Below are 25,938 nucleotides of genomic sequence, written 5' to 3' on the forward strand. Positions count from 1 at the left end.
GCTCTTCGACAAGCTCAGCGCGAACGGTTCGGGATTTGGTGAATCTGATGTCGTCACGCTCCAGCGACGAACGACGCCCTCACGCCGCCCTCGCGTAGATGCGGTCGTCGTGGAGCGTCTTGCCGACCAGGAACTGCCGCGTACCGACAATGGCAAAGCCCTGCTTCTCATAGAAACGATGCGCGCGCGCATTGCCGCCATAGACGCCGAGCAGCACACGGGTTCGCCCCAGCGCACGCGCATCGTCGAGGGCCGCGTGCATCAACGCTGCACCCAGGCCAGTGCCTTGGGTGCGGCTCAGCGTATAGATGCGCTTTAGCTCGATATCGCGCGCGCTCGTTGCGATCGGTAGGTCGGGCGCGGTCAGCACCGCATAGCCGACCGGTGCGCAGCCGACGGCGTGTTCGGCAATACGCACCGCGCTCTGCGGGTCGGCGAGCCACGTCGCGAACACGGCGGGGCTGCTGTGCGCCGCGCAATGCGCGACGATATCGGCACCGTCGAGCAGGCCCGCGAAGGTTTCGAGGAAGCTCGCCCCCGCGATCAGCGACAGCGCAGCGGCGTCCGCCGGGGACGCGCGCCGCACCTGCCACGTCATCGGATCAGCCGACAATTTCTTCGGGCTTGAAGAAATACGCGATCTCGATCGCGGCGTTCTCGTCCGAGTCCGACCCGTGAACCGAATTGGCCTCGATCGATTCGGCGATTTCCTTGCGGATCGTGCCCGGCTCGGCGTTGGCAGGGTTGGTCGCGCCCATGATGTCGCGGTTGCGTTGCATCGCGTTGTCGCCCTCGAGCACCTGCACGACGACCGGGCCGGAGATCATGAACGACACCAGCTCGCCGAAGAACGGGCGCTCCTTGTGGACCGCATAGAAACCCTCGGCCTGGTCGCGGGTCATGTGGATGCGCTTCGAGGCGACGACGCGCAGCCCCGCATCTTCCAGCATCTTGGTGACCGCGCCGGTCAGGTTGCGGCGGGTGGCATCGGGCTTGATGATCGAAAAGGTACGGTTCGCGGCCATGATGGTCACGGGCTCCCTGCATGAAACGGATGAATAAGTGGCGCGCACCTAGGCGCGGGGGCATCGCAATGCAACTACGCCGCCTGTTCCCAGCGTCCCATGTCGTTCTGCTTCCAATAGCGCCGTTCGACCTCGGCGTGGTCGGCCAGGCCCTTCCACGCCAGTCGTGCCTCGCGGATGCGCTCATCGTCGAAGAAGTGGAAGGCGCGGTCGAAGCCGAGCGCGGCGTCGCGCCACTCGCCATCGACGATCACGACGAAGCGCGCGCCGTTGGCGGCGGCGGCGTCGGGCGCAAGCAGAACCGGTTGCGCGGCATCGTCCCCCGTCCCGCATTCGGCGTGCGGCAGAAAGCTGTCGGGCGCGTAGGTCCAGAGCAGCCGATCGAGCTCGGCGCGCTGATCGTCATTGCCAGTGACGATCAACAGGCGACCACCCTCCGCCACCACACGCGCCGCGATCCGCGGCAGCGCGCGGGCGAGCGGGGTGGCGGTCAGGTGGTAGAAATCGACCTGCATGGTCACTCCAGTTCCTCCCCCGCGAGGGGGAGGTCCGATCACTTCTCGAAATTGTCCGCGATGAAGCGATCGAGCAGGCGGACGCCATAACCGGTCGCGCCCTTGTCGTGGGTGGCGGTGGCCTTGTCCGACCAGACCATCGCCGCGATGTCGAGATGCGCCCATTTTACGCCGTCTTCGACGAAGCGCTGGATGAACTGCGCGGCGGTGATCGATCCCGCGCCGCGCGGCCCTACGTTCTTCATGTCCGCGATCGGCGAATCGATCAGCTTGTTGTACGCGTCCGAAAGCGGGAAGCGCCACAGGGTGTCGCCAGTTGCGAGCCCCGCCGCGAGCAACTGATCGGCCAGCGCATCGTCGTTCGCGAACAGCCCACCATTTTCATGCCCCAGCGCCACGATCATCGCGCCGGTCAGCGTCGCGAGATCGACGATCGTCTTGGGCCGGTGGGTCTTCTGAACCCAGGCGACTGCGTCGCACAGGACCAGCCGACCCTCGGCATCGGTGTTGAGCACCTCGATGGTCTGCCCCGACATCGATGTGAGCACGTCACCCGGACGGATGGCGTTGCCGTCGGGCATGTTCTCGACGAGGCCCATCACGCCGATGACATTGGCCTTCGCGTTGCGCGTCGCGATCGCCTTCATCGCGCCCGCGACCGCGCCCGCGCCGCCCATGTCCCACTTCATGTCTTCCATGCCCGCGGCGCCCTTAATCGAGATGCCGCCGGTGTCGAAAGTGACGCCCTTGCCGACCAGCGCGAGCGCGGGGTCGCCCTCGCCCGCGCCGTTCCATTTGAGCGCGAGCAGCCGCGCCTCTTTCGCCGATCCCATGCTGACGCCGAGAAGCGCCCCCATGCCAAGCTCGCCCATCTGCGCTTCGTCGAGCACTGTGATCTCGAGCCCCAATCCTTCGACCGATTTGCTGACCCACTCAACGAAACTCTCGGGATAGAGAATGTTCGCGGGGGCCGACACCAGTGTGCGGGTTAGGTCCATTCCTTGCGTCGCCGCGTCCTGCCGTGCCCAGGCGGCATCGGTGTCGGCGGGCGCGCGCGCGATCGTGATCGTGGCCAGCGTCGGCTTCTGCTTGTCAGCCAATTTGGTCCGGAACCGGTCGTACCGCCACCCGCGCTGCGCCGCCGCGCCCGCGAAGCGCGCCGCCGCCGTCGGGGTGGGCGCATCGCCGATCGCGCCGAGATCGACGACCACCTCGGTCGCGCCAGAGGTCAGCAGCTTCGCGGTCAGCGCGCCGCCCGCCTTTTCCCAATCCGCATCCGACGCCGCGCCGATGCCGACCAGGATCACGCGCGCGGTCTTGCCGTCGCGCGGGACGAACAGATCGAGCGTCGATCCCGCCTCGCCCTCAAACCGCGCTGCACCCGCCGCGACGGTCGCCAGCGCCGCTGCATCGCCCTCCAGCCCCGGCCAGCGCGCGCCGTTTCCCGGCCCCTGCCCGACGGGCAAGGCGAGAATCGCGGGAGCGGCAGGAACGGTGGCGACGAAGTCGATCTTCATGGAGCGGTTACCTCAAGGATGGGTCTATATGGTGATGACGCAGTCGCTCTAGGCCACCTCGCGACGAGGCGCAAAGCCAGGCGATTGCGGCGACGCGTGCACAATGCGATAGGCGGGCCACCGGGTCGTTCGGGACGACGCCGGGGGCCAGCCGAGGTGAGTGCGAAAGATCGTGTTGCGTATCGACCTCATCGCCGGGTGCGGCCTCTCGCTGGCGCTGTTCGCAACGCCGGCGCTCGCGCAGGATCTCCAGTCACGCCCGGTCGCCCCGCCCCCCGCGCCGTCCGCGGGTGCGCCAGTCGACGAAAACCAGGTCAAGTTCAGCGCCGGCAGCCTGGAATACGACACCAACACCGATGTCGTTACCGCGCTGGGCGATGTCCGGATGTTCCGCACTGGCAACCGGCTGCGCGCGGATCAGGTGGTCTGGAACCGCAAGACCGGCCGGGTCGTCGCGACCGGCAATATCGCGGTCTCCAACCCTCAGGGCGACATTGCCTATGGCGATTCGATCGACCTGACCGATTCGCTGAAGGACGGCATGGTCGAGAACATGCTCGTCGTCCTCGAACAAGGCGGGCGGCTGGCGGCGCGCGAAGGGCTGCGCGACGCGGATGGCACGGTCGAACTGCGCGACGCCGCCTATACGCCGTGTTCGGTTACTAACCCTGAGGGATGCCCCAAGGACCCGTCGTGGAAGATCACTGCGGTGCGGATCACCTATCGCCCCGAGCGCAAGCGCGTCTATTATCATGGCGGGCAATTCCATCTGTTCGGGCTGCCCGCACTTCCGCTGCCGACGTTTTCGCACCCGGTCGGCGGCGGGTCGGAGAGTGGGCTGCTCAGTCCCGACATCCGCTACACCCGGGTTAACGGGCTGGAGGTCGCGACCCCCTATTATTTCCGGCTCGCGCCCAACCGTGGGCTGGTCGTCACGCCACATCTGTTTTCGAGCGTGCTGCCGATGGTGCAGGCCGAATATTCGATGTTGACCCAGCATGGCGCGTTTCGGGTCACCGGCTATGGCACGCGCAGTCGGCGCAGCGACGACCTGACGTCGGCGACCCCCTTGTCCACCGAACAGGCGTTCCGCGGCTATATCGACAGCGTCGGGCGCTATCAGTTCAGCCCGACGTGGAGCCTGTCCGAATCGGTGCGGCTGGCATCGGACAAGACGTTCCTGCGCCGCTACGATATTTCGCGCGACGACCGGTTGCGCAGCACCGTCAGCCTGCAACATATCGATCGCGACAGCTATTTCGCGGTGACCGGCTGGTACATCCAGACGCTGCGCGCGAACGATAGCCAGGGATTCCAGCCGATCGCGCTGCCCGAGATCGACTATCGCCGCCGGATCGGCGACGTGCTGGGCGGCGTGGTGCAGCTCCAGGCGAACTCGCTCGCGCTGTCGCGAAGCGCGGGACAGGATACCCAGCGGGCCTTCGCCAGCGCGCGCTGGGATCTGCGCAAGCTGACGCGATGGGGGCAGGAGGTGACGTTCACCGCCTATGCGCGCGGCGATGCCTACAACACCCAGGATACGCTCGCGACTCCAGTCGCGAGCTATCGCGGGACCGAGGGCTTCCAGACCCGCGCGATCGGCGCGCTGGCGGCCGACGTCAAATGGCCGTTCGTAGGGGATTTTCTAGGAGGATCGCAGCGGCTGACCCCGCGCGTGCAGCTGGTCGCGTCGCCCAAGATTGCCAATCTCGCGGTCCCCAACGAGGATTCGCGCGCGGTCGACCTTGAGGATTCGAACCTCTTCGCGCTCAACCGTTTCCCCGGCTACGACCGATTTGAGGATTCGAGCCGCGCGACCTATGGCGTCGAATGGGCGCTGGATTTCCCCGGCGTCAGCCTCGATACCGTGCTCGGCCAAAGCTATCGCCTGTCGACCCGGCCGACGATCCTGCCGGACGGGACCGGCTTGAGCGATCGCTTCTCCGATTTCGTCGGGCGGACCGAATTGCGGGTACGCGATTTCGTATCGCTGACGCATCGTTATCGGCTCGACAAGGATGGCTTTGCGATCCGCCGCAATGAAATCGATGCGACGATCGGGTCGCGCCGCACCTATGCGCTGATCGGCTACCTCCGGCTCAACCGCAACATCTTCCCCGCGATCGAGGATCTGCAGGATCGCGAGGAGGCGCGCGTCGCGGGCCGCATCCAGTTCAAGCGCTTCTGGTCGGTGTTCGGCTCGGCGGTGGTCGACCTGACCGATCGCAATGAGGATCCGCTGTCGCAAGCCAACGGGTTCGACCCGGTTCGTCATCGGCTGGGGGTGCAATATGAGGATGATTGCATCCGGCTGGGGCTTACCTGGCGCAAGGATTACCAGACCAACGGCGATGCGCGTAAGGGCAGCAGCTTCCTGTTGACGCTGGCCTTGACCAATTTGGGTCGCTAAGCCCGCGTTCAGTTTGGGTGGGGCATCGGCTGCGGCAGGCCGCATGGTACGCGCGCCGACGCGTTAGAGGTGACGGAACATCGTGAAGAATCGAATTCGAGTGGTAAACGGCCTCGGCCGCATTCTGGCTTGCGCCGCACTGGCGACGTTGGGGACCAGCGGGATCGCGCAAACCGTTCCCGACCAGGCCGATGCCCCTGCCACCAACCTCGACATTCCGCAGAACCTGCAGATATTCGGCAAGTTCGACCCCAATGTCCGCAAGCCGACCGCGATCGTCAACGGTACCGTGATCACCGGCACCGATGTCGACCAGCGGGTCGCGCTCATCGCGGTCGCCAACAATGTCCCCGACATCACCGACGAAGAACGCCAGCGTCTGAAAATCCAGGTGCTGCGCCAGCTGATCGATGAGACGCTTGAGATCCAGGAGGCCAAGGCCGCTGACATCACGATCACCCCCGACGAGATTACGCAAAGCTATGCGGGCGTGGCGCGCAAATTCAATCGCACGGTTCCCGAAATGGCCAAGTACCTGCGCGCGAGTGGATCGTCGGATCGATCGCTCAAGCGCCAGATCGAGGGCGAACTCGCCTGGCAGCGGTATCTGCGCAAGCGGGTTAATCCGTTCGTCAACGTCGGTGACGAAGAGGTCAACGCGATCATCGACCGGTTGCAGCAGGCCAAGGGCACCGAGGAGTACAACCTCCACGAACTCTATCTCGCCGCCAACGATACCAACCGCCAGCCAAAATTCGACGCCGCGCGCCAGATCATCCAGGAGCTGCAAAAGGGGCAGCAGCCGTTCGAAGCACTCGCGCGGCAATTTTCGGATGCATCGACCAAGTCGGTCGGCGGTGACCTTGGCTGGGTCAGGCTGGCGACGCTGCCCCAGCAACTGGCGGACGCCGCACAGCAGATGCAGGTCGGGCAAGTCGTCGGCCCGGTCGAAACCGCGGGCGGCTTTTCGATCCTGTACCTGACCGACAAACGGCAGGTGCTGACCGCCGATGCCCGCGACGCGAAGCTCAACCTTAAGCAGCTGACGATTCGCTTTCCTGCCGGCACGTCGCAAGCCGATGCGTCGGCGCGCGCGGCGGAGTTCGCCAAGACCGTGCAGACGATCCAAGGCTGCGGCAGCGTCGGAAAGATCGCCGCGACGATCAACGCCGAAGTCGTCGATAACGACACCGTCAGGATCCGCGACCTGCCGCCGCCGCTCCAGGAAATTCTGCTCAAGATGCAGGTCGGCCAGGCGACGCCGCCGTTCGGGTCCGCCGCGGAAGGCGTTCGCGCGCTGGTGTTGTGCGGGCGCGACGATCCGCGCGGCGGCGAAGCGCCCCGCCCCGACCAGATCAAAGACCAGCTCGAACAGCAGCGGGTGAACCTGCGCGCGCAGGGCAAGCTGCGCGATCTGCGGCGCGACGCCGTCATCGAGTATCGCTGAGGATCGCGCGATGACGGCGCCGATTGCGATCTCGATGGGGGATCCAGCGGGAATCGGGCCGGAGATCATCGCCAAGGCCTGGGCAGCGCGCACCGCCTCTGCGATCCCGGCGTTCTTTGCGGTCGGTGACGAGCGCGCGATCCGGCGGGTATGGGATGGCCCAACCCGCCTGATCGACGATCCGGCGCACGCCCACGCCACCTTCAGCGACGCGCTGCCGGTGATGAGCGTCGAGGACGGCGGATCGATCGTTCCCGGCCATCCCGATACCGAGGGCGCGCGGTGCGCGCTCCATTCGCTCGAACTCGCTGCGGGGCTGGCGCGATCGGGCGCCGCGCGCGCGCTGGTGACCGGGCCAGTATCGAAGGCGCAGCTCTACGGGATCGGGTTCACCTATCCCGGCCAGACCGAATTCGTCGCCGAGCGGTGCGGGATCGCGGGCGAGAATGCGGTGATGATGCTCGCCGGGCCGGGGTTGCGGGTGGTGCCGATCACGACCCACATCGCGCTCGCGGCGGTGCCATCCGCGCTGTCGATCGACCTCGTCGTCGCCAAGGGTCGTGCGACCGCGCGCGGGCTGCTGCGCAATTTCGGGATCGCGAACCCGCGGATCGTGTTCGCGGGGCTGAACCCGCATGCGGGCGAAGGCGGCGCGCTGGGGCGCGAGGAGATCGACATCCTGATCCCCGCGATCGAGCAGCTGCGCCGCGACGGGATCGACGCCGACGGGCCGTTCGCCGCCGACACGCTGTTCCACCCGCGCGCGCGGGCGCGGTACGATGCAGCGCTGTGCTGCTATCACGATCAGGCGCTGGTACCGCTCAAGACGCTGTATTTCGACGAGGGGGTCAACATCACGCTCGGGCTGCCGATCGTGCGCACCTCGCCCGACCACGGCACCGCGTTCGGGATCGCAGGCCAGGATAAGGCAGAGCCCGGCGCGATGATCGCGGCGGTGCTGATGGCCGCCGCCGCCGCCGAACAGCGCGCGCGCGATGCCTGCTGCTGACCCCTCCGGAACGCCCGCGCTACCGCCGCTGCGCGAAGTCATCGCGCGCTACGGCCTGGCCGCCAGCAAGGCGCTGGGGCAGAATTTCCTGTTCGACGGCCAGTTGCTCGGCCGCATCGCAGCGATCCCTGGGGATCTGAAGGACGCTGAGGTGCTCGAAATCGGCCCCGGTCCCGGCGGGCTGACCCGCGCGCTGCTCGCGGCGGGGGCGCGGGTCACCGCGATCGAGCGCGATCGGCGCTGCATTCCCGCGCTCGCCGAACTGGCCGATGCCTATCCCGGCCACCTGACGGTGATCGAGGGCGATGCGCTGGCGATCGACGCGCCTGCGCTGTTCGCGACCAAGCCGCACATCGTCGCCAACCTGCCGTATAATATCGGCACCGCACTGCTGGTCGGCTGGCTGACGACCGCGTGGCCGCCGTGGTGGGCGTCGCTGACACTGATGTTCCAGAAGGAGGTCGCCGAGCGGATCGTCGCCGCGCCGGGGACCGATCATTACGGGCGGCTCGCGGTGCTCAGCCAGTGGCGCAGCGTGGCGCGGATCGCGATGCCGGTCCACCGGTCGGCCTTCACCCCACCGCCCAAGGTGATGTCGGCGGTGGTCCACATCACCGCGATTGACCCGCCCGCGGGGGTCGAGGTCACGGTGCTCGAGCGCGTCACCGCCGCGGCGTTCGGCCAGCGCCGCAAGATGCTGCGCCAGAGCCTGAAGTCGATGCCGGGTGCGCTCGCCGCACTGGACACGCTCGGGATCGACCCGACCCGCCGCGCCGAGACGCTGTCGGTCGCCGAATTCGTCGGGATCGCGCGTGCTATTCCTGGGTCGTCGGGATAGCGGTCGGCGAGGCGGGCTTGGTATCCGCCTGCGCGGTCGTGATCGGCGGCCCCTTGGCAATCACCGCGGCGAGCTCGGTCGACGCGGGACACGCCGATTTGCACAGCGCCTTGATCTTCGCGAGATTTTCGCGCGCCGCGGTGACCGCGCCCTTTTGCACCATCGCCGCGCCCTGTTCGCGCAGCGCGACGACGTCATTGGGTTCGAGCAGCAGTGCCTCCCGATACAACCGGATCGCCTTGCCGGGCAGGTCACGCGCATCGGCGACCTCGGCCAGCGTCACGAACGCGGCGCGGTTGCGCGGATCGACCGCGAGCGCGGTCTCGATCAGGTCGGTCGCGCGATCGAGATTGCCCGCGGTGCGCGCCGCCTTGCCCTCGGCGAGCAGTTGCAGCGACTGCGGCGCGATCTGGTCGTCGGGCTTCTGCCCGCTGAGCGAGGTCGTCACGCAGACGATGGCCAGCGCGGACGCGATGGCGACGGACGATAAACGCATAAGCGTCTCCAGCAAGGGCACGGGGCGACGATCTATCACGGCGCACGCAGCCTAGCGACAAAAAATCCGTCGGTGCCATCGGCGGCAGGATCGAGGCGCAGCCCCTCCCCGCGCACGCTGCCCGCGGGCAACGACAACGGCTCGGCATGCCATTTGCGGTGTTTTTTCAGGAACGCGGTGACCCGATCCGCGCCCTCGGCATCGAGCAGCGAACAGACGATGTAGACGATTCTCCCGCCGGGCTTCACAAGCGCGGCGGCGAGGTCGAGGATATGCGCCTGCGTCGCCTGGAGCCGATCGAGCCGCGCCTGGTTGAGCCGCCACCGCGCCTCCGGATTGCGCCGCCACGTACCGGTGCCCGAACACGGCGCATCGACCAGCACGCTATCGGCGGTGCCGCGCCAGTCGGCAAGCATCGTCGCCTCCTCGCCCGGATCGAGCAGCCGCGATTCGATGATCGCCGCGCCCGCGCGTTCGGCGCGCGGCGCGAGCCGCTGGAGCCGCATCCGATCGGTGTCGCAGGCCAATATCTTGCCGTCGTTCTTCATCGCGGCGGCGATCGCGAGGGTCTTGCCCCCTGCCCCCGCGCACAGATCGACGATGCGCTGGCCGGGCTGCGCAGCGATCGCGAGGCCCACAAGCTGCGAGCCTTCGTCCTGCACCTCGATCGCGCCGCCCTGAAAGAGCGGGAGCTGGTCGACGTTGGTGCCCGATGGCAGGCGGATGCCGTCGGGCGCGTGTGGGGTCGGCTGCGCCTCGGGCAGCGCGGCGAGCACGTCATCGCGCGACGCGATCAGCGTGTTGATCCGGCAATCGAGCGGGGCGCGCTCGACCAGCGCGGGCAGCGCGTCGCGCGCCACCCCCGACGCGACGAGCAGCCCCGCGAGCCACGACGGCGCGACCCCGCGGTTGCCGCGCGGTTCGTCGTTCGTGATCGGCGCGGGCGCGTGGGTGCCGCCATCGAAGGTCGCGGCGATCGCGGGATCACGATCCGCGACCAGCAGCATCGCCGCGCGCCCGCTCTTGGGTGGCTCCCCCGCGGCGCGGATCGCGGCATAGACGAGTTCGCGCACCGCGCGCCGGTCCTTCGACCCGGCATAGCGCCGGCCTGCGAAATAACGCGCGATCAGCGTATCCGCCGCCGCCCCGCCTTCACGCGCGGCAGCGATGATGGCGTCGAGCAACTCGATCGCGGCCTGGGTTCTGGCGGGGGGTGTCATGCGGCAAAGGTAACGAAGGTAACGGGGCGTAAGCGCGGAAAATGCGACCAACCGAGTGGGGGTGGCGTGGTGGAAAGGCGCGCAGCGGGCGTGTGTACGGACATCCGGTAGCCTATGGCGCAAATGGCGACTGTAGGACAGGTATGACTGCCATCTGTTCGCGGCCCTGCGTGCGCAGCAAGTCGGCCTGAGCCCGACCGTGAAGCGACAGACCAGGTTCGTCCAGCAGCAGTATGACGTTCTGGCCTTGGCGCTTCACATCCTCGTACCAGGCAAGGAACGAGAAGAACCAGACGAAGCCCCGCGACCGATTGCTCAGCGGTGTCGTTGCCCAGTGCGCGGAGTCGAGCAACCAATGGCCGCAGGTCAGACTATTGCTGGAATGGCGGATTCGCGCATCAGACTTGGAAAAGCTCGGTGTCAGAGCAAAGGGCTTTGAAGACGCGTGCGCACAGGTGTGGCACATCATGCAGCCGACCTTCCGGCGTTTCCACTACCACGGCCTCAGGCATGTCTGACCAAGTGACATTTCCTTCGAAATAAGACCCGTCGCTGAACGCTGCCCCCTTCCCCCTGACCAAGTGCTCAGCACGAAGTCCCACTAGTTCGGACTTCGGATGGCGGGTCAGCTCGACGTGCTTGCCTGCGTTGGCAATGGCCCGAATCGTGTGGAAGTCTGGGACCTTCGCCGCGATCTCCTCCGCGACCTCATGCGCTGTAAGGCCCCGCACGTGGGCCACCACATCCGCGAAGTGGTACAGAATGATGCAGGATGAAATGGCGAGGTCGTAGGCGGTCGGCTCCGCCTCAAGGCGACGGCAGAGCGGCCCCGCCAGTTCCTCCATGTACACTTGAGGGTTAGAGAAGGCCACGAGTGGAGCTTACTCGGATCCGACCAACTATTCCATGAGGCATCATCACCGCCGTTCCGATCCCCTCGAGTGATGATGTCCGCTTTCAGGAAATCAGCAGGGTCACCGTTATGACCGAGATGAGGGCGCACAGCTCACCCCATCCCCCTCACCGCGTCGGATAATTCGGCGCTTCCCGCGTGATCGTCACGTCGTGGACATGGCTCTCGGTCAGCCCCGCGCCGGTGATCTGGACGAACTGCGCGCGCGCCTGCAGATCGGGGATCGTCGCTGATCCGGTATAGCCCATCGCGGCCTTGATGCCGCCGACGAGCTGGTGGATCACGTCGCGCGCGGGGCCTTTGAAGGCGACCTGGCCTTCGATGCCTTCGGGGACGAGCTTCATCTGGTCCTTGATGTCGCCCTGGAAATAGCGATCCGCCGAGCCGCGGCCCATCGCGCCGACGCTGCCCATCCCGCGGTAGGATTTGTACGCGCGGCCCTGATACAGGAATGTTTCGCCGGGGGCTTCCTCGGTGCCCGCGAGCAGCGAGCCGACCATGCAGCTCGACGCGCCCGCCGCGAGCGCCTTGGCGAGATCGCCCGAGGTGCGCAGGCCGCCGTCGGCGATGACGGGGACGTTGGCCTTCGCGGCTTCCTCCGCGCAGTCCATCACCGCGGTCAGCTGCGGCACGCCGACGCCCGCGACGACGCGGGTGGTACAGATCGATCCGGGTCCGATCCCGACCTTCACGCCGTCCGCCCCCGCGCCGATCAGCGCCTTTGTCGCCTCTGCGGTGGCGACGTTGCCCGCGATCACCTGGACCGCATTGCTCAGCCGCTTGACGCGTTCGACCGCGCGCGCGACGTCGCGGTTGTGGCCGTGCGCGGTGTCGATCACGATCAGATCGCATTCGGCGTCGACCAGCATTTCGGTGCGTTCGAAGCCCTTGTCGCCGACCGTGGTCGCGGCGGCGACGCGCAGCCGCCCCGCGGCATCCTTGGTCGCGTTGGGATAGGTCACCGCCTTTTCGATGTCCTTGACCGTGACAAGCCCGACGCAGCGATACGCCTGGTCGACGACGAGCAGCTTTTCGATCCGGCGCGCGTGGAGCAGCCGCTTCGCCTCGTCCTGGCCGACGCCGACGCCGACGGTGACGAGATTCTCGTGCGTCATGAGTTCGCTGACGGGCTGGCGCGGGTTGGCGGCGAAGCGGACGTCGCGGTTGGTCAGGATGCCGACCAGCGTGCCGTCGGCCTCGACGACGGGGATGCCGCTGATCCGGTGGCGCGTCATCAACGCCTGCGCGTCGGCCAGCGTCGCGGTCGGCGCGATCGTGATCGGGTTGACGACCATCCCGCTTTCGAAGCGCTTGACCTGGCGCACCGCGTCGCACTGCTGCTCGATCTCGAGATTGCGGTGGAGCACGCCAATCCCGCCCAATTGCGCCATGACGATCGCCATGTCGGCCTCGGTCACGGTATCCATCGCCGACGACACGATCGGGATGGTGAGCGCGATGTCGCGGCTGATCCGCGTGGCGGTATCCGCCATGCTCGGCACGATGTCGGATTCGCCCGGGACCAGGAGGACGTCGTCGAAGGTCAGGCCGAGGCGGATATTCACAGGCGGGTGCGCTTCCTGCAGGAGGGCAAGTGGCGGGCCATGTAACCGCATGGGGGGGCGGATGCTAGGGGGCGCGGCAGGCGACCGTGTCGCATTTCGCTTCTCGGGGCCCCGGAAAGTGCTAGATTGGCGGCAACTGCAACAGGAGTGTTCGATGGTTTTGATTGTCGCCGCGCTGGCGCTTGTCCTGGTGCTCTTCTACCTGATGACCAGTATCAAGATCGTCCGTCAGGGTTATCAATATACGATCGAACATTTCGGCCGCTACACCACCACCGCGGCACCGGGGTTCAATTTCTATCCCGCGTTCTTCTATCGTGTTGGCCGCAAGGTGAACATGATGGAACAGGTGATCGATATTCCCGGCCAGGAGATCATCACCAAGGACAATGCGATGATCTCGACCGACGGGGTCGTGTTCTTCCAGGTGCTCGACGCGCCCAAGGCGGCGTATGAGGTGAGCGACCTGTACACCGCGCTGCTTCAGCTCACCACGACCAACCTGCGCACCGTGATGGGGTCGATGGACCTCGACGAGACCTTGTCGAAGCGCGACGAGATCAACGCGCGGTTGTTGACAGTGGTCGATCAGGCGACGACGCCATGGGGGGTCAAGATCACCCGCGTCGAGATCAAGGATATCCGCCCCCCCGCCGACATCGTCAACGCGATGGGCCGCCAGATGAAGGCCGAACGCGAGAAGCGCGCCAACATCCTCGATGCCGAAGGATCGCGCCAGTCGGAGATCCTGCGCGCCGAGGGGCAGAAGCAGGCACGGATTCTTGAGGCGGAGGGCCGCAAGGAGTCGGCGTTCCGCGACGCCGAGGCGCGCGAGCGACAGGCCGAGGCGGAAGCGTCGGCGACGCGTTCGGTATCCGAGGCGATCAAGTCGGGCGGCACGCAGGCGATCAACTATTTCATCGCGCAGAAATATGTCGAGGCGGTCGGCAAGTTCGCGACGAGCCCCAATGCCAAGACCATCCTGTTCCCGGTCGAGGCGACCCAGCTGATCGGGACGCTCGGCGGGATCGGCCAGCTCGCCAAGGAGGCGATGGGCGAGGTCGGTGCCACGTCCGCGACCGAGCCGCGGCGCGGGCCGTTCGAGCTGTCCAAGAAGGAGTAGCGCGCCGGTGTCACTGGATTGGGTTGGGGGCGCGGCGGGGGCGTGGCTGATCGCCGCGCTGGTGCTGGGTATCGCGGAAATCCTGATCCCGGGAGTGTTCGCGATCTTCCTCGCGATCGCGGCGGCGATCACGGGGATCGCGGTGCTGGCGCTGCCCGATCTCACCGCCCCTGTTCAGATCGCGTCGTTCGCGATTTGGAGCACGGTGACGGTGCTGATCGGCAAGCGCTGGTACCGTGACTATCCGCTGGAGACGAGCGATGCGCTGCTCAACAACCGCAGCGCGCGGCTGATCGGCCAAATCGTGACCGTGGAAACCGCGATCGACCATGGCGAAGGGCGGGTGCGGATCGGCGACGGTTCATGGCCCGCGCACGGGCCCGACGCGCTCGTGGGCGAAAGCGTGCGGGTGACCTCGGTGGTCGACGGGGTCGTGGTGGTGGACGCGGTAGAAGACGCGCCTGCCTGATCCCCTTGCCTCCGTTCGTGCTGAGCCTGTCGAAGCACGGCGCGACCGCCCTTCGACAGGCTCAGGGCGAACGGAGGGTTAGACCGCCCGGCGTCAGGCCGCTTCGGCGACCTTGGGCGCTGCCTGGCGGACGCCCTCGTCGACATGCGTCTCGAATTGCGCGAAGTTCGCGACGAACAGGTCGACGAGCCGCGCCGCGGTCGCATCATAGGCCGCCTTGTCGGCCCAGGTCTGACGCGGATCGAGGATCGCGGGGTCGACGCCATCGACCGCAACCGGCACCTTGAAGCCGAAATTAGGGTCGGTGCGGAATTCAGCATCGTTCAGGCTGCCGTCAAGCGCGGCGTTGAGGAGCGCGCGGGTCGCCTTGATCGGCATCCGCGTGCCGGTGCCGTATTTGCCCCCGGTCCAGCCGGTGTTGACCAGCCAGCAATCGACCCCGCCCTTCGCGATGCGGCTCTTGAGCAGATTGCCATAGATCGACGGATGCCGCGGCATGAACGGCGCGCCGAAACAGGTCGAGAAAGTGGCATCGGGTTCGGTCACCCCGATCTCGGTCCCCGCGACGCGCGCGGTATAGCCCGACAGGAAATGATACATCGCCTGGTCGGGGGTGAGCTTGGCGATCGGCGGGAGCACGCCATAGGCATCCGCGGTCAGCATCACTATGTTGTGGGGTACGCCACCCATATTCTCATCGGAGGTGTTCGGGATGAAATCGAGCGGATAGGCGCCGCGGCTGTTTTCCGCGAGGCTGTTGTCGTGAAGATCGAGCTGGCGGGTGAGATTGTCCATCACGACATTCTCGAGCACCGTGCCAAAGCGCTTGGTGGTCGCGAAAATCTCGGGCTCGGCATCTTCCGACAGCCGGATCATCTTGGCGTAGCAGCCGCCTTCGAAATTGAAGACCGCGGTGTCGGACCAGCCATGTTCGTCGTCGCCGATCAAGGTACGGCTGGCGTCGGCGCTGAGCGTCGTCTTGCCGGTGCCCGACAGGCCGAAGAACACCGCGGTCGAGCCGTCGGCCCCCATGTTCGCCGAACAATGCATCGGCATGACGCCCGACGGCGGAAGGAGATAGTTGAGGAGGCCGAACACCGACTTCTTCATTTCACCGGCATAGCGCGTGCCGCCGATCAGGATCAGCTTCTCGGTGAAATTGACCGCGATCACGGTCTCACTGCGGGTGCCGTGGCGCGCGGGATCGGCGCGAAAGCTGGGCAAGTCGATGATCGTATATTCGGCCTCGAAGCCCTTCAGCTCGTGTTCCTCAGGCCGCACCAGCATCGTGCGGATGAACAGATTATGCCACGCGAGTTCGTTGACGACGCGGACGCGGACGCGATGTTCGGGCTGCGATCCGCCGAAGAGGTCCTGGACATACAGGTCTTCGCGGTCATGCAGCGCGGCGTAGAAATCGGCCTTCAATGCCGCGAAATGATCGGGGGTCATCGCGTGGTTCGATTTGCCCCACCACACAGTGTTTTCGGTCTCGGCATCGCGGACGATGAACTTGTCCTGTGCGCTGCGCCCGGTGTGCGGGCCGGTTTCGACGACGAGCGGGCCGTCGGCGGAGAGCTTGCCCTCCTGGCGGGCGACCGCGACTTCGACGAGTCGCGCGGTCGTCAGATTCCAGTGCAGATCGGCGCGGGTGTCGATTCCCTGCGCCTCGAGGCCCGAGGCCGGTATACGGTCGTTCACGAGGGTCCTTTCCCCAACATCGCGTGACGGTCTGATGCCGTCGCTATGCGGACGCCATACGCACCCCCCCGTCCGCGATCAATGCTGTCCATCAGGACTGCGTATCGGAACCGGACATGATCTAGTTGAGCGATCCGCTCCATTCGATTAGGGCCAGCAGATGACGAGCGGACGCCAGCAATGACCGCGACGATCGCGCTGGTCGATGACGACCGCAACATCCTGACGTCGGTCTCGATCGCGCTCCAGACCGAGGGGTTCCTGACCCGCGTCTATGCCGATGGCGACACCGCGCTAAAGGCGTTGATCGACAACCCGCCCGATCTGGCGATCTTCGACATCAAGATGCCGCGGATGGACGGGCTGGAACTGCTCCGTCGGCTGCGCGAGAAGAGTGCCATTCCAGTCATCTTCCTGACCAGCAAGGACGACGAGCTCGACGAGGCGCTGGGCCTGGCGATGGGCGCGGACGATTATATCGCCAAGCCGTTCAGCCAGCGGCTGCTGATCGCGCGGATCAAGGCGATCCTGCGCCGGGTCGAGGTCGTCCAGCAAAGCGCCGAGGGCGATGCGCCGGTCGCGGGCCCGCTCGAACGCGGGCGGCTGACGATGGACCCCGCCCGGCACCGCACCTTGTGGGGCGGCGAGCCGGTCACGCTGACCGTCACCGAATTCCTGATCCTCGAGACGCTGGCGCAACGATCGGGCATCGTGAAGACGCGCAACCAGTTGATGGACGCGGCGTATCAGGACGATATCTACGTCGACGATCGCACGATCGACAGCCACATCAAGCGGCTGCGGCGCAAGTTCCGCCAGGTCGATCCCGACTTCGATGCGATCGAAACCCTCTATGGCGCCGGTTATCGCTTTTCCGAGGAATGATTCGCCCGGGATCGGCGGCGACCTGGCGCTTCGCTGGTCGGGGCAGATCTCGCTTACCCGGCGGATCCTGGCGGTCAACATCCTCGCGCTGCTGCTGCTCGCGGGTGGGTTCTTCTATCTCGAATCCTACCGCAGCCGGATCGTCGACAGCCGGATCGCGCAGACGAGCCGCGAGGCGCGGCTGATCGCGGAATCGCTCGCGATGGTGGCACCCGCGCAACGCGATGCGCTGATCCTGCGGCTCGCCGACGACACCGGCACGCGCGTCCGCGTGTTCGACGCCGACGGCGGTACCGCGATCGACAGCCGGGCGCTCGGCGTGCGCAATTTCCTGTTGCTCGATCCCGACAAGCAGCCGCTCGGCCAGAGCATCGCGCGATTCCTCGACGCGGTGATCGACACCGTCGTCAACGCCGCGCGCGCGCCCTTGTATCGCGAACGCCGCGATGCCCGCGACTGGCCCGATGTCGCCAGGGCGCGGCGCGACCGCGTCGTCTCGACCACGATCTGGCGCGCGCCCGATCGCACCCCCGTGATCACCGCCGCCGCGCCGTTGCCGCACGGCGCGGTGCTGATGACGACGGTCAACGCGCGCGACATCACGCAGACCGTCCGGATCGAACGCTATCGGTTGAGCCTCGTGCTGTTGTCGGTCGCGATCATCTCGATCCTGTTGTCGCTGTTCCTGGCGCGGACGATCGTGCGCCCGTTGCGGCGGCTGGCGCGTGCCGCGGTCCGGGTCAGGCTGGGGCGCGCGCGCGAAGTCGTCGTCCCTCGCCTGCCCTCGCGCCGCGACGAAATCGGCAGCCTGGCGCGCGCGCTGTCCGACATGAGTCTGGCGTTGCGCGCGCGGATCGACGCGACCGAGGCGTTCGCCGCCGACGTGACGCACGAGATGAAGAACCCGCTCGCCTCGCTGCGTTCCGCGGTCGAAGGCCTCGGGCAGGTCAGCGATCCCGCCTTGCGCGACCGGTTGCTGGCGATCGTCCGCGACGACGTGCTGCGGCTCGATCGGCTGATCACCGACATTTCGGAAGCCTCGCGGCTCGACGCACAGCTCAGCCGCGCCGAGTTCGAGCCCGTCGATCTGGTCGCGATGATCGCGGGGCTGGTCGCGCAGCGCCACCAGCGCGGGGTCGAGCGTGGCATCGTGATCCGGTTCGACCATGACCAGCCCGAGCTCGTGACCCTCGGCGAAGGCGCGCGGCTGGAGCGGGTGTTCGAGAATCTGATCGACAACGCGCTCTCCTTCTCGCCCGATGACGGCGAGATCGTGCTGTCGGCGTCACGCGGCACCGGCGCGGAGTCGGGCGAGATCGTGATCCGGGTCGAAGACGAAGGTCCCGGGGTGCCAGAGGACGCACGCGACACGATCTTTCGGCGGTTTCAGTCGGTGCGCCCCGCCAGCGAGGCGTTCGGCCAGCATTCGGGACTGGGCCTCGCCATTGCACGGACGATCGTCGAGGGGCATCAAGGGTCGATCGTCGTCGAATCGCGCGAGGACAGGTTGGGCGGTGCCCGGTTCGTCGTCCGCTTGCCGGTGGCGGATCTTCACCAGGAGCGCGTGTGACAACCATCTCATCCGAATCGCTCCACGCGACCAGCGTCGCGATCGACGGGCAGGCGGTCGTGATCGAGGGGCCGAGCGGATCGGGCAAATCCGACCTCGCGCTCCGGCTGATCGACCGCGGCGCGGCGCTGATCAGCGACGACATCACGCTGATTGTGCGCGTTGGCGGGGTGCTGCGGGTGCGTACGCCCGATTCGATCCCGGCCGCGGTTCGCGCGCGGATGGAGGTACGCGGAGTCGGCATCGTCGCGGTGCCGTACGCCGACGATGTACCGCTCGCGCTCGTCGTCCGATTGGACCATGATGTGCCGCGGATGCCCGAACGCCGCGCTCGGCTGATCGCCGGAGTCGAAGCCCGCGAGGTTCTGGTCGATCCTCGCCCCGCCTCCGCGCCGATCCTGGTCGAACTCGCGCTGCGCCAGCCCGAGGCGACCCCCGGATGAGCGCGGCGCTCGGCCTCGGCAAAGACATCCTGATCGTCACCGGCATGTCGGGGGCGGGCAAGTCGACCGTACTCAACACGCTCGAGGATCTGGGGTGGGAAACCGTCGACAATTTGCCGCTGCGGTTGCTCGATCGGTTGCTCGATGCACCGCTCCCAGAAGGAACGGTGAGCGATGCTCTGCCGCTTGCGGTCGGGCTTGGCCCGCGGACGCGCGACTTCGATCCCGATCGCGTGATCCGTCGCATCCGTGCGTTGCGCGATCACCACGGCCATGACGTCGGGATGCTGTTCCTCGACTGCGCGGGCACCGAGCTCGAACGGCGTTATTCGGAAACGCGGCGGCGCCATCCGCTTGCACCCGATCGGCTGGCGAGCGACGGGATCGCGCGCGAGCGCGAATTGCTCGCGCCGCTGCGCGATTGGGCGAACCGGCTGATCGACACCACCAATTTGCGCGCCAACGACCTCGCGCAGCAGATCCGCGCGACGTTCGAACGCGACGCCGAAGGCCCGACGCTGTCAGTGATTTCGTTCGGTTTCGCGCGCGGATTGCCGCGCAACGCCGATCTGGTGTTCGACATGCGCTTCCTGCGCAATCCGCATTGGGAGCCCGCGCTGCGCGCCGGCACCGGGCTTGACCCCGACGTCGCCGCCTATGTCGCCGCGGACCCCGCGTATGACGCGGCGATCGGCCAGATCGAGGCGCTGCTCGAACTGCTGATCCCGCGCTATCGCGCCGAAGGGAAGGCCTATGTTACCGTCGCGATCGGGTGTACCGGAGGGAGACACCGGTCGGTACATGTCGCGACCCGGATCGGGTCGCGGTTGCGCGATCAGGGATTTTCGCCCACCATCGTGCATCGCGATCTGGGGGCAGCGCCGCAGGACTCGCTGGAAGGGTCCCCGGCGACCAAATGAGTGGAACGACGTCTGACATGATCGGCCTGGTACTGGTGACGCACGGTCGGCTGGCCGAGGAATTCGTGACCGCGATGATCCACGTGGTCGGGCCGCAGGAGGCGGTCGCGACGATCGCGATCGGCGCCGACGACGATATGGAAGAACGCCGCGCCGACATCGCGGCCGCGATTGCCGAGGTCGACGTCGGCCGCGGGGTGATCGTGCTGACCGACCTGTTCGGGGGAACGCCGTCCAACCTCGCGATCTCGTTGATGGAGCGCGGGCGGGTCGAGGTGATCGCGGGGATGAACCTGCCGATGCTGATCCGGCTGGGCTCGGCGCGCAAAGCGATGAAGGTCGGCGAAGCGGTCGCCGCGGCGCGCGAGGCGGGGCGCAAATATATCACCGTCGCTTCCGAAGTCCTGGGCGAGGCCGCGGCGTGAGCGTCGATCGCCGGGTCACCATTGCCAATCGCCGCGGTCTCCACGCCCGCGCGAGCGCGAAGTTCGTGACGCTCGCCGCGACCCAGCCGGTCGAGATTTCGGTGACGAAGGCGGGCGCGGGCACCGTGACCGGCACGTCGATCATGGGACTGATGATGCTCGGCGCGGCGATGGGCGACGAGATCACGATCAGCGCCGCGGGTGATGGCGCGGAGGGGGCGGTGACGACGCTCGTCGATCTGGTCGAGGCGAAGTTCGGCGAGGATTGAGCGATCACGGCCACGCCGCGGTAAAGCCGCGTCGTCGATCGGGGCTTGAGCCCCGTCGGCCGGGTGCCGTTAGTCCGCCTTCCCCTAGCCTTCGGCTAGGGCTACGGCCACGGTACCATGCCCCGCGAGATCACCGCCTTTTCCAACCCGCTCGTCAAATATGCGCGCGACCTGCGCGACAAGCGGCATCGGCGCGCGGCGCGGCAGTTCCTGGCGGAAGGCTTGCGGATCCTGACCGAGGCGCGCGAGACCGCGCGGCTGCCGACGATCCTGTTCTACGCCGCCGCCAGCGCGGATCACCCGCTGGTCCACGCGCTGTCGATGGATGTCGAGGAAGCCGGCGGCGACTGTATCCAGACCACCCCCGATATCCTGGCGAAGCTGTCGGGGAAGGATAACCCGCAAGCGGTGGTCGGCGTGTTCGACGAATTCGAGGTGCGCCTCGCCGATCTCGACCGAACCAGCGCCGACATCTGGCTGGTCGCCGAACGCTTACGCGATCCGGGCAATCTCGGGACGATCCTGCGCACCGGCGATGCGGTGGCCGCGGGTGCGCTGATCCTGATCGGCGAGTGCGTCGATCCCTTCTCGGTCGAGGCGGTGCGCGCGAGCATGGGGGCGCTGTTCACGGTGCCGGTGGTGCGATGCGAATTCGACGCGTTCCATGCGTGGCTGCGCGCGGGACCGGGCCAGTTGGCGGGGCTGAGCCTCGACACCGACACGAGCTATCGCGACGCCACCTATGCCGCGCCGACCTTCCTGCTGACCGGCAACGAGGCGCAGGGGATGCCGCCCGAGATGGCCGCGGCGTGCGACGTGCTGGTCAAGCTGCCGATGCTCGGCAAGGCCGACAGCCTCAACGCCGCCGTCGCGACCGCAGTGATGGCGTATGAGGTGCTGGGGCAACGCCGTTAGGGCGGAATGACATGTCGAAATCGGTCGGTGTCGACAAATCCTCCCCCGCCAGGGGGAGGTGGCAGTCGTCAGGCTGACGGAGGGGGCGGGCACAGGGCGATACTTGGCCGCTTCCCTCCCCCTCCGACCCGCTAGCGCGGCCCACCTCCCTCTGCCGGGGGAGGAGTTTCTTGCGATCGTGGCAGGCGCATCGCGCCACCGTGATGTCCTCACGCACTACACGTCGCCATTGCCATGCACCGCCTCGATGTTGTTGCCGTCGGGATCGAGGACGAAGGCACCGTAGTAACCGGCATGATAGTCCGGTCGCAGTCCGGGGGCGCCGTTGTCGCGGCCGCCTGCGAGCAAGGCTTCGCGATGGAACGCGTCGACCGCGCCCCGGCTTGTCGCAGATAGTGCGATGTGGAGCTTGCCGCGGGTGACGTCGTGTTCCGCGATCCACAACCAGGGACGGGTGTCGCCATAGCCCGCAATCCGGACGCCGTCGCCATGCTCGGGCGGCACCTCGAACAACCGCGTCACCCCGAGTGGCAGAAACGCGCGATCGTAGAAGCTTACCGATCGTTTGTAGTCCGACACGCCAAAAGTGACATGATCGATCATCGCGCTACTCCGCTGCGTCGCCCTGGTTCGCCGCCAACAGCGTCGGCCCCTCCCCGTACCGCGCCAGCGCCTCGACCGGGGGTAATTCAGGAATTTCCTTCGCGGTAGATTCGATGTTCAACTCTTTGAATTTGCGCCCCGTGCTCAAGACATTGCGCTCGAATGAGCCAACAAAATCATTGTAGCGCTTGACCGCTGTGCTCAGCCCGCCACCGACAACACGCATATGCTCCGCAGCCACGGCGAGACGATCATGCATCTCTTTTCCCAACGCGCCGATTTCCTGCGCCTGTTTGGCCATCTTCTCCTGCCGCCAGACCGCGTCGACGGTGCGCGCGATCGCGATGAGGTTGGTAGGAGTCGCGAGCAACACGCGCTTTTCGAACGCGAAATCCCAGAGGGTGGGATCGTGTTCGAGCGCCGCGGAGAGGAAATGTTCGCCGGGGACGAACATGATGACGTAATCGGGCGCGTCCTTGAACTGGCTCCAATAGGCCTTGTTGCCGAGGCCGTTGACGTGGGCGCGCATCGAGGCGGCGTGAGCGTTGAGCCCGCGGGTGCGTTCGTCCTCATCGACCGCGCCGAACGCGTCCTGATAGGCGTTCAAGGACACCTTGGCGTCGATGACGAGGCTGCGCCCGCCGGGCACGCGAACGATCGCGTCGGGGCGGAGCCGCGCGCCGTCGTCGCCCGCAACGCTGACTTCGGTCTGGAAATCGGTGTGTTCGGACAGGCCGCAGGTTTCGAGGACGTTTTTCAATTGCTGCTCGCCCCAGCGGCCGCGCGATTTGGGCGCGTTGCGGAGGGAATTGACGAGCTTGGCGGCCTCGCTCGAGACCTTTTCCTGGCCGACGCGCAAGCCTTCGAGTTGGCCCTTCAGCTGGTCGAACGCGCCCTGACGCTCGATCTCGACCTTGCCGACCGCTTCCTCGTACCGTTGGAGCCGCTCGCTGACCGGCTGGAGCATCGATTTGAGGTTGCGCCCGGTGAGTTCCTCCGACTGTTTGAACCGCGCGTCGGCGCGTTCGAGGAAGCGGGTCTGTGCAGCTTCGAGTGCCTTGTCGGCGGCGGTGGCGAATTGCGTGTTGAGCGATTCGATCGCGCGGGCGTGGGCGGCGTCGCGTTCGGTGGCCTGCGCACGGAAGGCGGCGAGATCGCGCTGCGCTTCGTTGCGTTCGGCCTCGACCGCGTCGCGCGCCTGGCGGACGAGTTCGGCATCGGCGGCGCGGCTCTGTGCGACCGCGAGATCGCTGGCGAGGCTGCTGGTGCGGCGGCTGGCGGCGAGCCAGCCGGTGAGCGCGCCGATCGCAAGCGCGAGGACGGCGACGAGGACGAGTTCGGTCATGCTGCGCCTCCCAAGGGGCGCGCGCGCTTCGACAGGCTCAGGGCGAACGGGGTTGAGTGAGGTACGGACATCGCAGGAACATAGAACGAACGACGCCGCGCGTCAGCCCTTAATCGCGCGTCACGCCGCCTTGCGCTGCTTGTCGAGCTTCTTGAGCAGCATCTGGCGCTTGAGGCGGCTGATGTGATCGATGAACAGCACGCCGTTCAGATGATCGATTTCGTGCTGCATGCAGGTCGCGAGCAGGCCGTCGAGCGTCTCGTCATGCGTCGCGCCGGTTTCGTCGAGCCAGGTCACGCGGCAGGTGGCGGGGCGTTCGACCTCGGCATATTGTTCGGGGATCGACAGGCAGCCTTCGTTGTAGCTGGCCAGCGCGTCCGACACCGCGAGGATCTCGGGGTTGATGTAGACGCGCGGATCACGGATCGGCTTGCCGTCCTCATCCTCCTCGCCTTGGAGATCGATGACGAGGACGCGCGACTCCACCCCGACCTGGATCGCGGCGAGGCCGATGCCGTTGGCGGCGTACATCGTCTCGATCATGTCGGCGACAAGCCCGCGGGTGGCGTCGTCGACCGTCGCGACCGGCTTGGACACGAGGCGGAGGCGGGGATCGGGGATTTCGACGATTTCGAGGACGGCCATGCCGGGTGCGCTAGTTTTATGGGGGGTGGGCGTCAAGGTTCGCAATCCGCTGATTCCTCCCCTGCCCGGGGGAGGATTTGGTCAAGCGACCGGCCGCCTTGCCCTGAGCGCCTGGGCGAGCGTGCCTTCGTCGAGATAGTCGAGTTCACCCCCCACTGGCAGGCCGTGCGCGAGTTGCGTCACCCGCACCGCAAAACGTTCGATCCGTTCGGCAACGTAATGCGCGGTAGTCTGGCCTTCGAGAGTGGCATTCATCGCGAGGACGACCTCGTCGATCCCGCCCGCCTCGATCCGGCGGACGAGGGTATCGATGCCGAGGTCTTCGGGGCGGATGCCTTCGAGCGCGGACAGACGTCCGCCGAGGACGTGGAAACGACCGGGAAAGAGCCGCGCGCGATCGAGTGCCCAGAGGTCCGCGACCTCCTCGACGACGCAGAGCGAGCGCTGGTCGCGGCGCGGGTCGGCGCAGACCGCGCAGGGGTTAGTTGTGTCGACGTTGCCGCAGACGCTGCAGGTCTCGAGGCGTTCGTCGACCGCCTCGAGCGCGGCGCGCAACGGCCCGAGCGCGCCTTCGCGCTTCTTGAGCAAATGGAGCACCGCGCGCCGCGCCGAGCGCGGGCCGAGGCCGGGGAGCCGGGCGAGCGCCTGGGTCAGCGCTTCGATTTCGGGGGACGCCATCGGAGAACAGATAGGGGGTTGCGCCGGGCCGCGCCAGCGCGTTGAAGCGTCCCCCATGCGGATCATCTTCATGGGCACGCCGGACTTCGCGGTGCCGACGCTCGACGCGCTGGTCGCGGCGGGGCACGACCTGGTCGCGGTCTATACCCAGCCGCCGCGGCCCGGCGGACGGCGCGGGCGCGAGCTGGTCCCCTCCCCCGTCCAGCGCCGCGCCGAGGACCTGGGGATCGCGGTGCGCGCGCCCACGTCGTTGAAAGGTGCGGACGAGCAGGCGGGGTTTGCGGCCCTCGGCGCGCAGGTCGGGGTGGTCGCGGCCTATGGGCTGATCCTGCCGCGCGCGGTGCTCGAGGCGCCGGTGCATGGCTGCCTCAACGTCCATGGCTCGCTGTTGCCGCGCTGGCGCGGCGCAGCGCCGGTGCAGCGCGCGATCCTCGCCGGGGATACCGAAACCGGGGTCGGGATCATGCAGATGGAGGCGGAGCTCGATACCGGGCCGGTGCGGATCGAGGGGCGGACGCCGATCGACGGCAAGACCGCGGGTGAGCTCACCGCCGAACTAGCGACGCTCGGCGCGCGGCTGATGGTCGAGGTGCTCGGCGATCTCGCGGCGCATCCGGCGGTGGCGCAGGATGCGGACGGGCTGACCTATGCCGCCAAGGTCGACAAGGCCGAGGCGCAGATCGATTTCGCGAAGTCCGCAGACGAGGTCGAGCGGCTGGTGCGCGCGATGAACCCGGCACCGGGGGCCTGGTTCGAGTTTTCCGGCGAGCGCGTGAAGGTGCTGGCGGCGGACGTGCTGCCCTTCACCTTCCAGGTGCCGGGCGATGTCGTCGACGGGGCGCTGACGATCGCGTGCGGGGACGGCGCGATCCGCCCGACGCTGGTCCAGCGCGCGGGGCGCGGGGTGACGAGCGCGGCCGAGCTGCTCCGCGGCTTTCCGATCCCGAGCGGCAGCGAACTGGCGTGACGCGCTTCGCGTTGAGGACATTGGT

27 protein-coding genes are annotated in these 25,938 nt (G+C 67.1%); 14 read left to right on the forward strand and 13 right to left on the reverse strand.

What is annotated here, in order from left to right:
* Positions 1-79 precede the first annotated feature (79 nt).
* From EAH84_RS03610 to EAH84_RS03625, 4 genes are all read right to left on the reverse strand, one after another.
* A complete protein-coding gene (locus EAH84_RS03610) occupies positions 80-598 on the reverse strand; it encodes a GNAT family N-acetyltransferase (RefSeq protein WP_140867846.1) in 519 nt (172 codons plus the stop codon).
* A 4-nt stretch (positions 599-602) separates the two neighbouring features.
* Entirely contained in the window at positions 603-1,025 is a 423-nt protein-coding gene (gene ndk, locus EAH84_RS03615) for a nucleoside-diphosphate kinase (RefSeq protein WP_140868437.1), read from the reverse strand.
* Positions 1,026-1,099: 74 nt separating this feature from the next.
* On the reverse strand, positions 1,100-1,540 hold the full coding sequence (locus tag EAH84_RS03620; RefSeq protein ID WP_140868440.1) for a DNA polymerase III subunit chi: 441 nt from the start codon (positions 1,538-1,540) through the stop codon (positions 1,100-1,102).
* A 38-nt stretch (positions 1,541-1,578) separates the two neighbouring features.
* Positions 1,579-3,057: a leucyl aminopeptidase gene (locus EAH84_RS03625; RefSeq protein WP_140867849.1), complete on the reverse strand. Its 1,479-nt coding sequence runs from the start codon at positions 3,055-3,057 to the stop codon at positions 1,579-1,581.
* Between the two features lie 172 nt (positions 3,058-3,229).
* Between EAH84_RS03625 and EAH84_RS03630 the strand changes: the two genes are divergently transcribed.
* The 4 genes from EAH84_RS03630 (at position 3,230) to rsmA (ending at position 8,761) form a co-directional block, all read left to right on the forward strand.
* Positions 3,230-5,467 carry an LPS-assembly protein LptD gene (locus tag EAH84_RS03630; RefSeq protein WP_140867852.1) on the forward strand — a complete coding sequence of 746 codons (2,238 nt, stop codon included), beginning with the start codon at positions 3,230-3,232 and terminating at the stop codon, positions 5,465-5,467.
* Between the two features lie 100 nt (positions 5,468-5,567).
* Positions 5,568-6,914 (forward strand): peptidylprolyl isomerase, encoded by a 1,347-nt coding sequence (locus tag EAH84_RS03635; RefSeq protein WP_338326027.1) that lies wholly within the window; start codon positions 5,568-5,570, stop codon positions 6,912-6,914.
* Between the two features lie 10 nt (positions 6,915-6,924).
* A complete protein-coding gene (gene pdxA, locus EAH84_RS03640) occupies positions 6,925-7,923 on the forward strand; it encodes a 4-hydroxythreonine-4-phosphate dehydrogenase PdxA (RefSeq protein ID WP_140867858.1) in 999 nt (332 codons plus the stop codon).
* A complete protein-coding gene (gene rsmA / locus EAH84_RS03645) occupies positions 7,910-8,761 on the forward strand; it encodes a 16S rRNA (adenine(1518)-N(6)/adenine(1519)-N(6))-dimethyltransferase RsmA (protein ID WP_140867861.1) in 852 nt (283 codons plus the stop codon). Before pdxA ends, rsmA begins: the two co-directional genes overlap by 14 nt.
* Here the strand turns inward: rsmA and EAH84_RS03650 are convergent.
* The 4 genes from EAH84_RS03650 to guaB form a co-directional block, all read right to left on the reverse strand.
* Positions 8,739-9,257, reverse strand: a complete 519-nt coding sequence (locus EAH84_RS03650) for a tetratricopeptide repeat protein (RefSeq protein ID WP_140867864.1) — start codon at positions 9,255-9,257, stop codon at positions 8,739-8,741. The genes rsmA and EAH84_RS03650 overlap by 23 nt on opposite strands.
* A gap of 35 nt (positions 9,258-9,292) precedes the next feature.
* Entirely contained in the window at positions 9,293-10,477 is a 1,185-nt protein-coding gene (locus EAH84_RS03655) for an RsmB/NOP family class I SAM-dependent RNA methyltransferase (RefSeq protein WP_140867867.1), read from the reverse strand.
* A 398-nt stretch (positions 10,478-10,875) separates the two neighbouring features.
* A complete protein-coding gene (locus EAH84_RS03665; protein WP_140867873.1) occupies positions 10,876-11,349 on the reverse strand; it encodes a hypothetical protein in 474 nt (157 codons plus the stop codon).
* Positions 11,350-11,497: 148 nt separating this feature from the next.
* The gene (guaB, locus tag EAH84_RS03670; RefSeq protein ID WP_140867876.1) at positions 11,498-12,955 is read right to left on the reverse strand and encodes an IMP dehydrogenase; all 1,458 of its coding nucleotides are present in this window, start codon (positions 12,953-12,955) and stop codon (positions 11,498-11,500) included.
* A 154-nt stretch (positions 12,956-13,109) separates the two neighbouring features.
* Here guaB and EAH84_RS03675 point away from each other — a divergent pair, with 154 nt between their 5' ends.
* On the forward strand, positions 13,110-14,078 hold the full coding sequence (locus EAH84_RS03675) for an SPFH domain-containing protein (RefSeq protein ID WP_140867879.1): 969 nt from the start codon (positions 13,110-13,112) through the stop codon (positions 14,076-14,078).
* Between the two features lie 7 nt (positions 14,079-14,085).
* Complete coding sequence (locus tag EAH84_RS03680; protein ID WP_140867882.1) at positions 14,086-14,547, forward strand: NfeD family protein; 462 nt, start codon at positions 14,086-14,088, stop codon at positions 14,545-14,547.
* 93 nt (positions 14,548-14,640) lie between these two features.
* Here the strand turns inward: EAH84_RS03680 and EAH84_RS03685 are convergent, their stop codons facing one another.
* On the reverse strand, positions 14,641-16,248 hold the full coding sequence (locus EAH84_RS03685) for a phosphoenolpyruvate carboxykinase (RefSeq protein WP_140867887.1): 1,608 nt from the start codon (positions 16,246-16,248) through the stop codon (positions 14,641-14,643).
* 180 nt (positions 16,249-16,428) lie between these two features.
* On the opposite strand from EAH84_RS03685, the gene EAH84_RS03690 reads away from it, so the two are divergent.
* From EAH84_RS03690 to EAH84_RS03720, 7 genes are all read left to right on the forward strand, one after another.
* Positions 16,429-17,133, forward strand: a complete 705-nt coding sequence (locus tag EAH84_RS03690) for a response regulator transcription factor (RefSeq protein ID WP_140867890.1) — start codon at positions 16,429-16,431, stop codon at positions 17,131-17,133.
* Positions 17,102-18,703 (forward strand): sensor histidine kinase, encoded by a 1,602-nt coding sequence (locus EAH84_RS03695; protein ID WP_140867893.1) that lies wholly within the window; start codon positions 17,102-17,104, stop codon positions 18,701-18,703. The genes EAH84_RS03690 and EAH84_RS03695 overlap by 32 nt, the downstream gene beginning before the upstream one ends.
* Positions 18,700-19,146 (forward strand): HPr kinase/phosphorylase, encoded by a 447-nt coding sequence (locus tag EAH84_RS03700; RefSeq protein WP_241656442.1) that lies wholly within the window; start codon positions 18,700-18,702, stop codon positions 19,144-19,146. Before EAH84_RS03695 ends, EAH84_RS03700 begins: the two co-directional genes overlap by 4 nt.
* Complete coding sequence (gene rapZ / locus EAH84_RS03705) at positions 19,143-20,066, forward strand: RNase adapter RapZ (RefSeq protein ID WP_140867896.1); 924 nt, start codon at positions 19,143-19,145, stop codon at positions 20,064-20,066. The genes EAH84_RS03700 and rapZ overlap by 4 nt, the downstream gene beginning before the upstream one ends.
* A gap of 17 nt (positions 20,067-20,083) precedes the next feature.
* Positions 20,084-20,491, forward strand: a complete 408-nt coding sequence (locus EAH84_RS03710; RefSeq protein ID WP_140867899.1) for a PTS sugar transporter subunit IIA — start codon at positions 20,084-20,086, stop codon at positions 20,489-20,491.
* A complete protein-coding gene (locus tag EAH84_RS03715; RefSeq protein ID WP_140867902.1) occupies positions 20,488-20,760 on the forward strand; it encodes an HPr family phosphocarrier protein in 273 nt (90 codons plus the stop codon). The genes EAH84_RS03710 and EAH84_RS03715 overlap by 4 nt, the downstream gene beginning before the upstream one ends.
* A gap of 117 nt (positions 20,761-20,877) precedes the next feature.
* The gene (locus EAH84_RS03720; protein WP_140867905.1) at positions 20,878-21,675 is read left to right on the forward strand and encodes a TrmH family RNA methyltransferase; all 798 of its coding nucleotides are present in this window, start codon (positions 20,878-20,880) and stop codon (positions 21,673-21,675) included.
* A 216-nt stretch (positions 21,676-21,891) separates the two neighbouring features.
* On the opposite strand, the gene EAH84_RS03725 is transcribed toward EAH84_RS03720, so the two are convergent.
* From EAH84_RS03725 to recR, 4 genes are all read right to left on the reverse strand, one after another.
* Positions 21,892-22,278 (reverse strand): VOC family protein, encoded by a 387-nt coding sequence (locus EAH84_RS03725; protein WP_140867908.1) that lies wholly within the window; start codon positions 22,276-22,278, stop codon positions 21,892-21,894.
* Between the two features lie 4 nt (positions 22,279-22,282).
* Positions 22,283-23,623, reverse strand: a complete 1,341-nt coding sequence (locus tag EAH84_RS03730; RefSeq protein WP_140867910.1) for a DNA recombination protein RmuC — start codon at positions 23,621-23,623, stop codon at positions 22,283-22,285.
* A gap of 120 nt (positions 23,624-23,743) precedes the next feature.
* The gene (gene def / locus EAH84_RS03735; RefSeq protein ID WP_140867913.1) at positions 23,744-24,268 is read right to left on the reverse strand and encodes a peptide deformylase; all 525 of its coding nucleotides are present in this window, start codon (positions 24,266-24,268) and stop codon (positions 23,744-23,746) included.
* A gap of 81 nt (positions 24,269-24,349) precedes the next feature.
* Entirely contained in the window at positions 24,350-24,946 is a 597-nt protein-coding gene (recR, locus tag EAH84_RS03740; RefSeq protein ID WP_140867916.1) for a recombination mediator RecR, read from the reverse strand.
* 55 nt (positions 24,947-25,001) lie between these two features.
* Here recR and fmt point away from each other — a divergent pair, with 55 nt between their 5' ends.
* Positions 25,002-25,913 (forward strand): methionyl-tRNA formyltransferase, encoded by a 912-nt coding sequence (fmt, locus tag EAH84_RS03745; protein ID WP_140867919.1) that lies wholly within the window; start codon positions 25,002-25,004, stop codon positions 25,911-25,913.
* Positions 25,914-25,938: the final 25 nt, after the last annotated feature.

It is taken from the genome of Sphingomonas oligophenolica (assembly GCF_006438955.1).
Classification (GTDB): domain Bacteria; phylum Pseudomonadota; class Alphaproteobacteria; order Sphingomonadales; family Sphingomonadaceae; genus Sphingomonas; species Sphingomonas oligophenolica_A.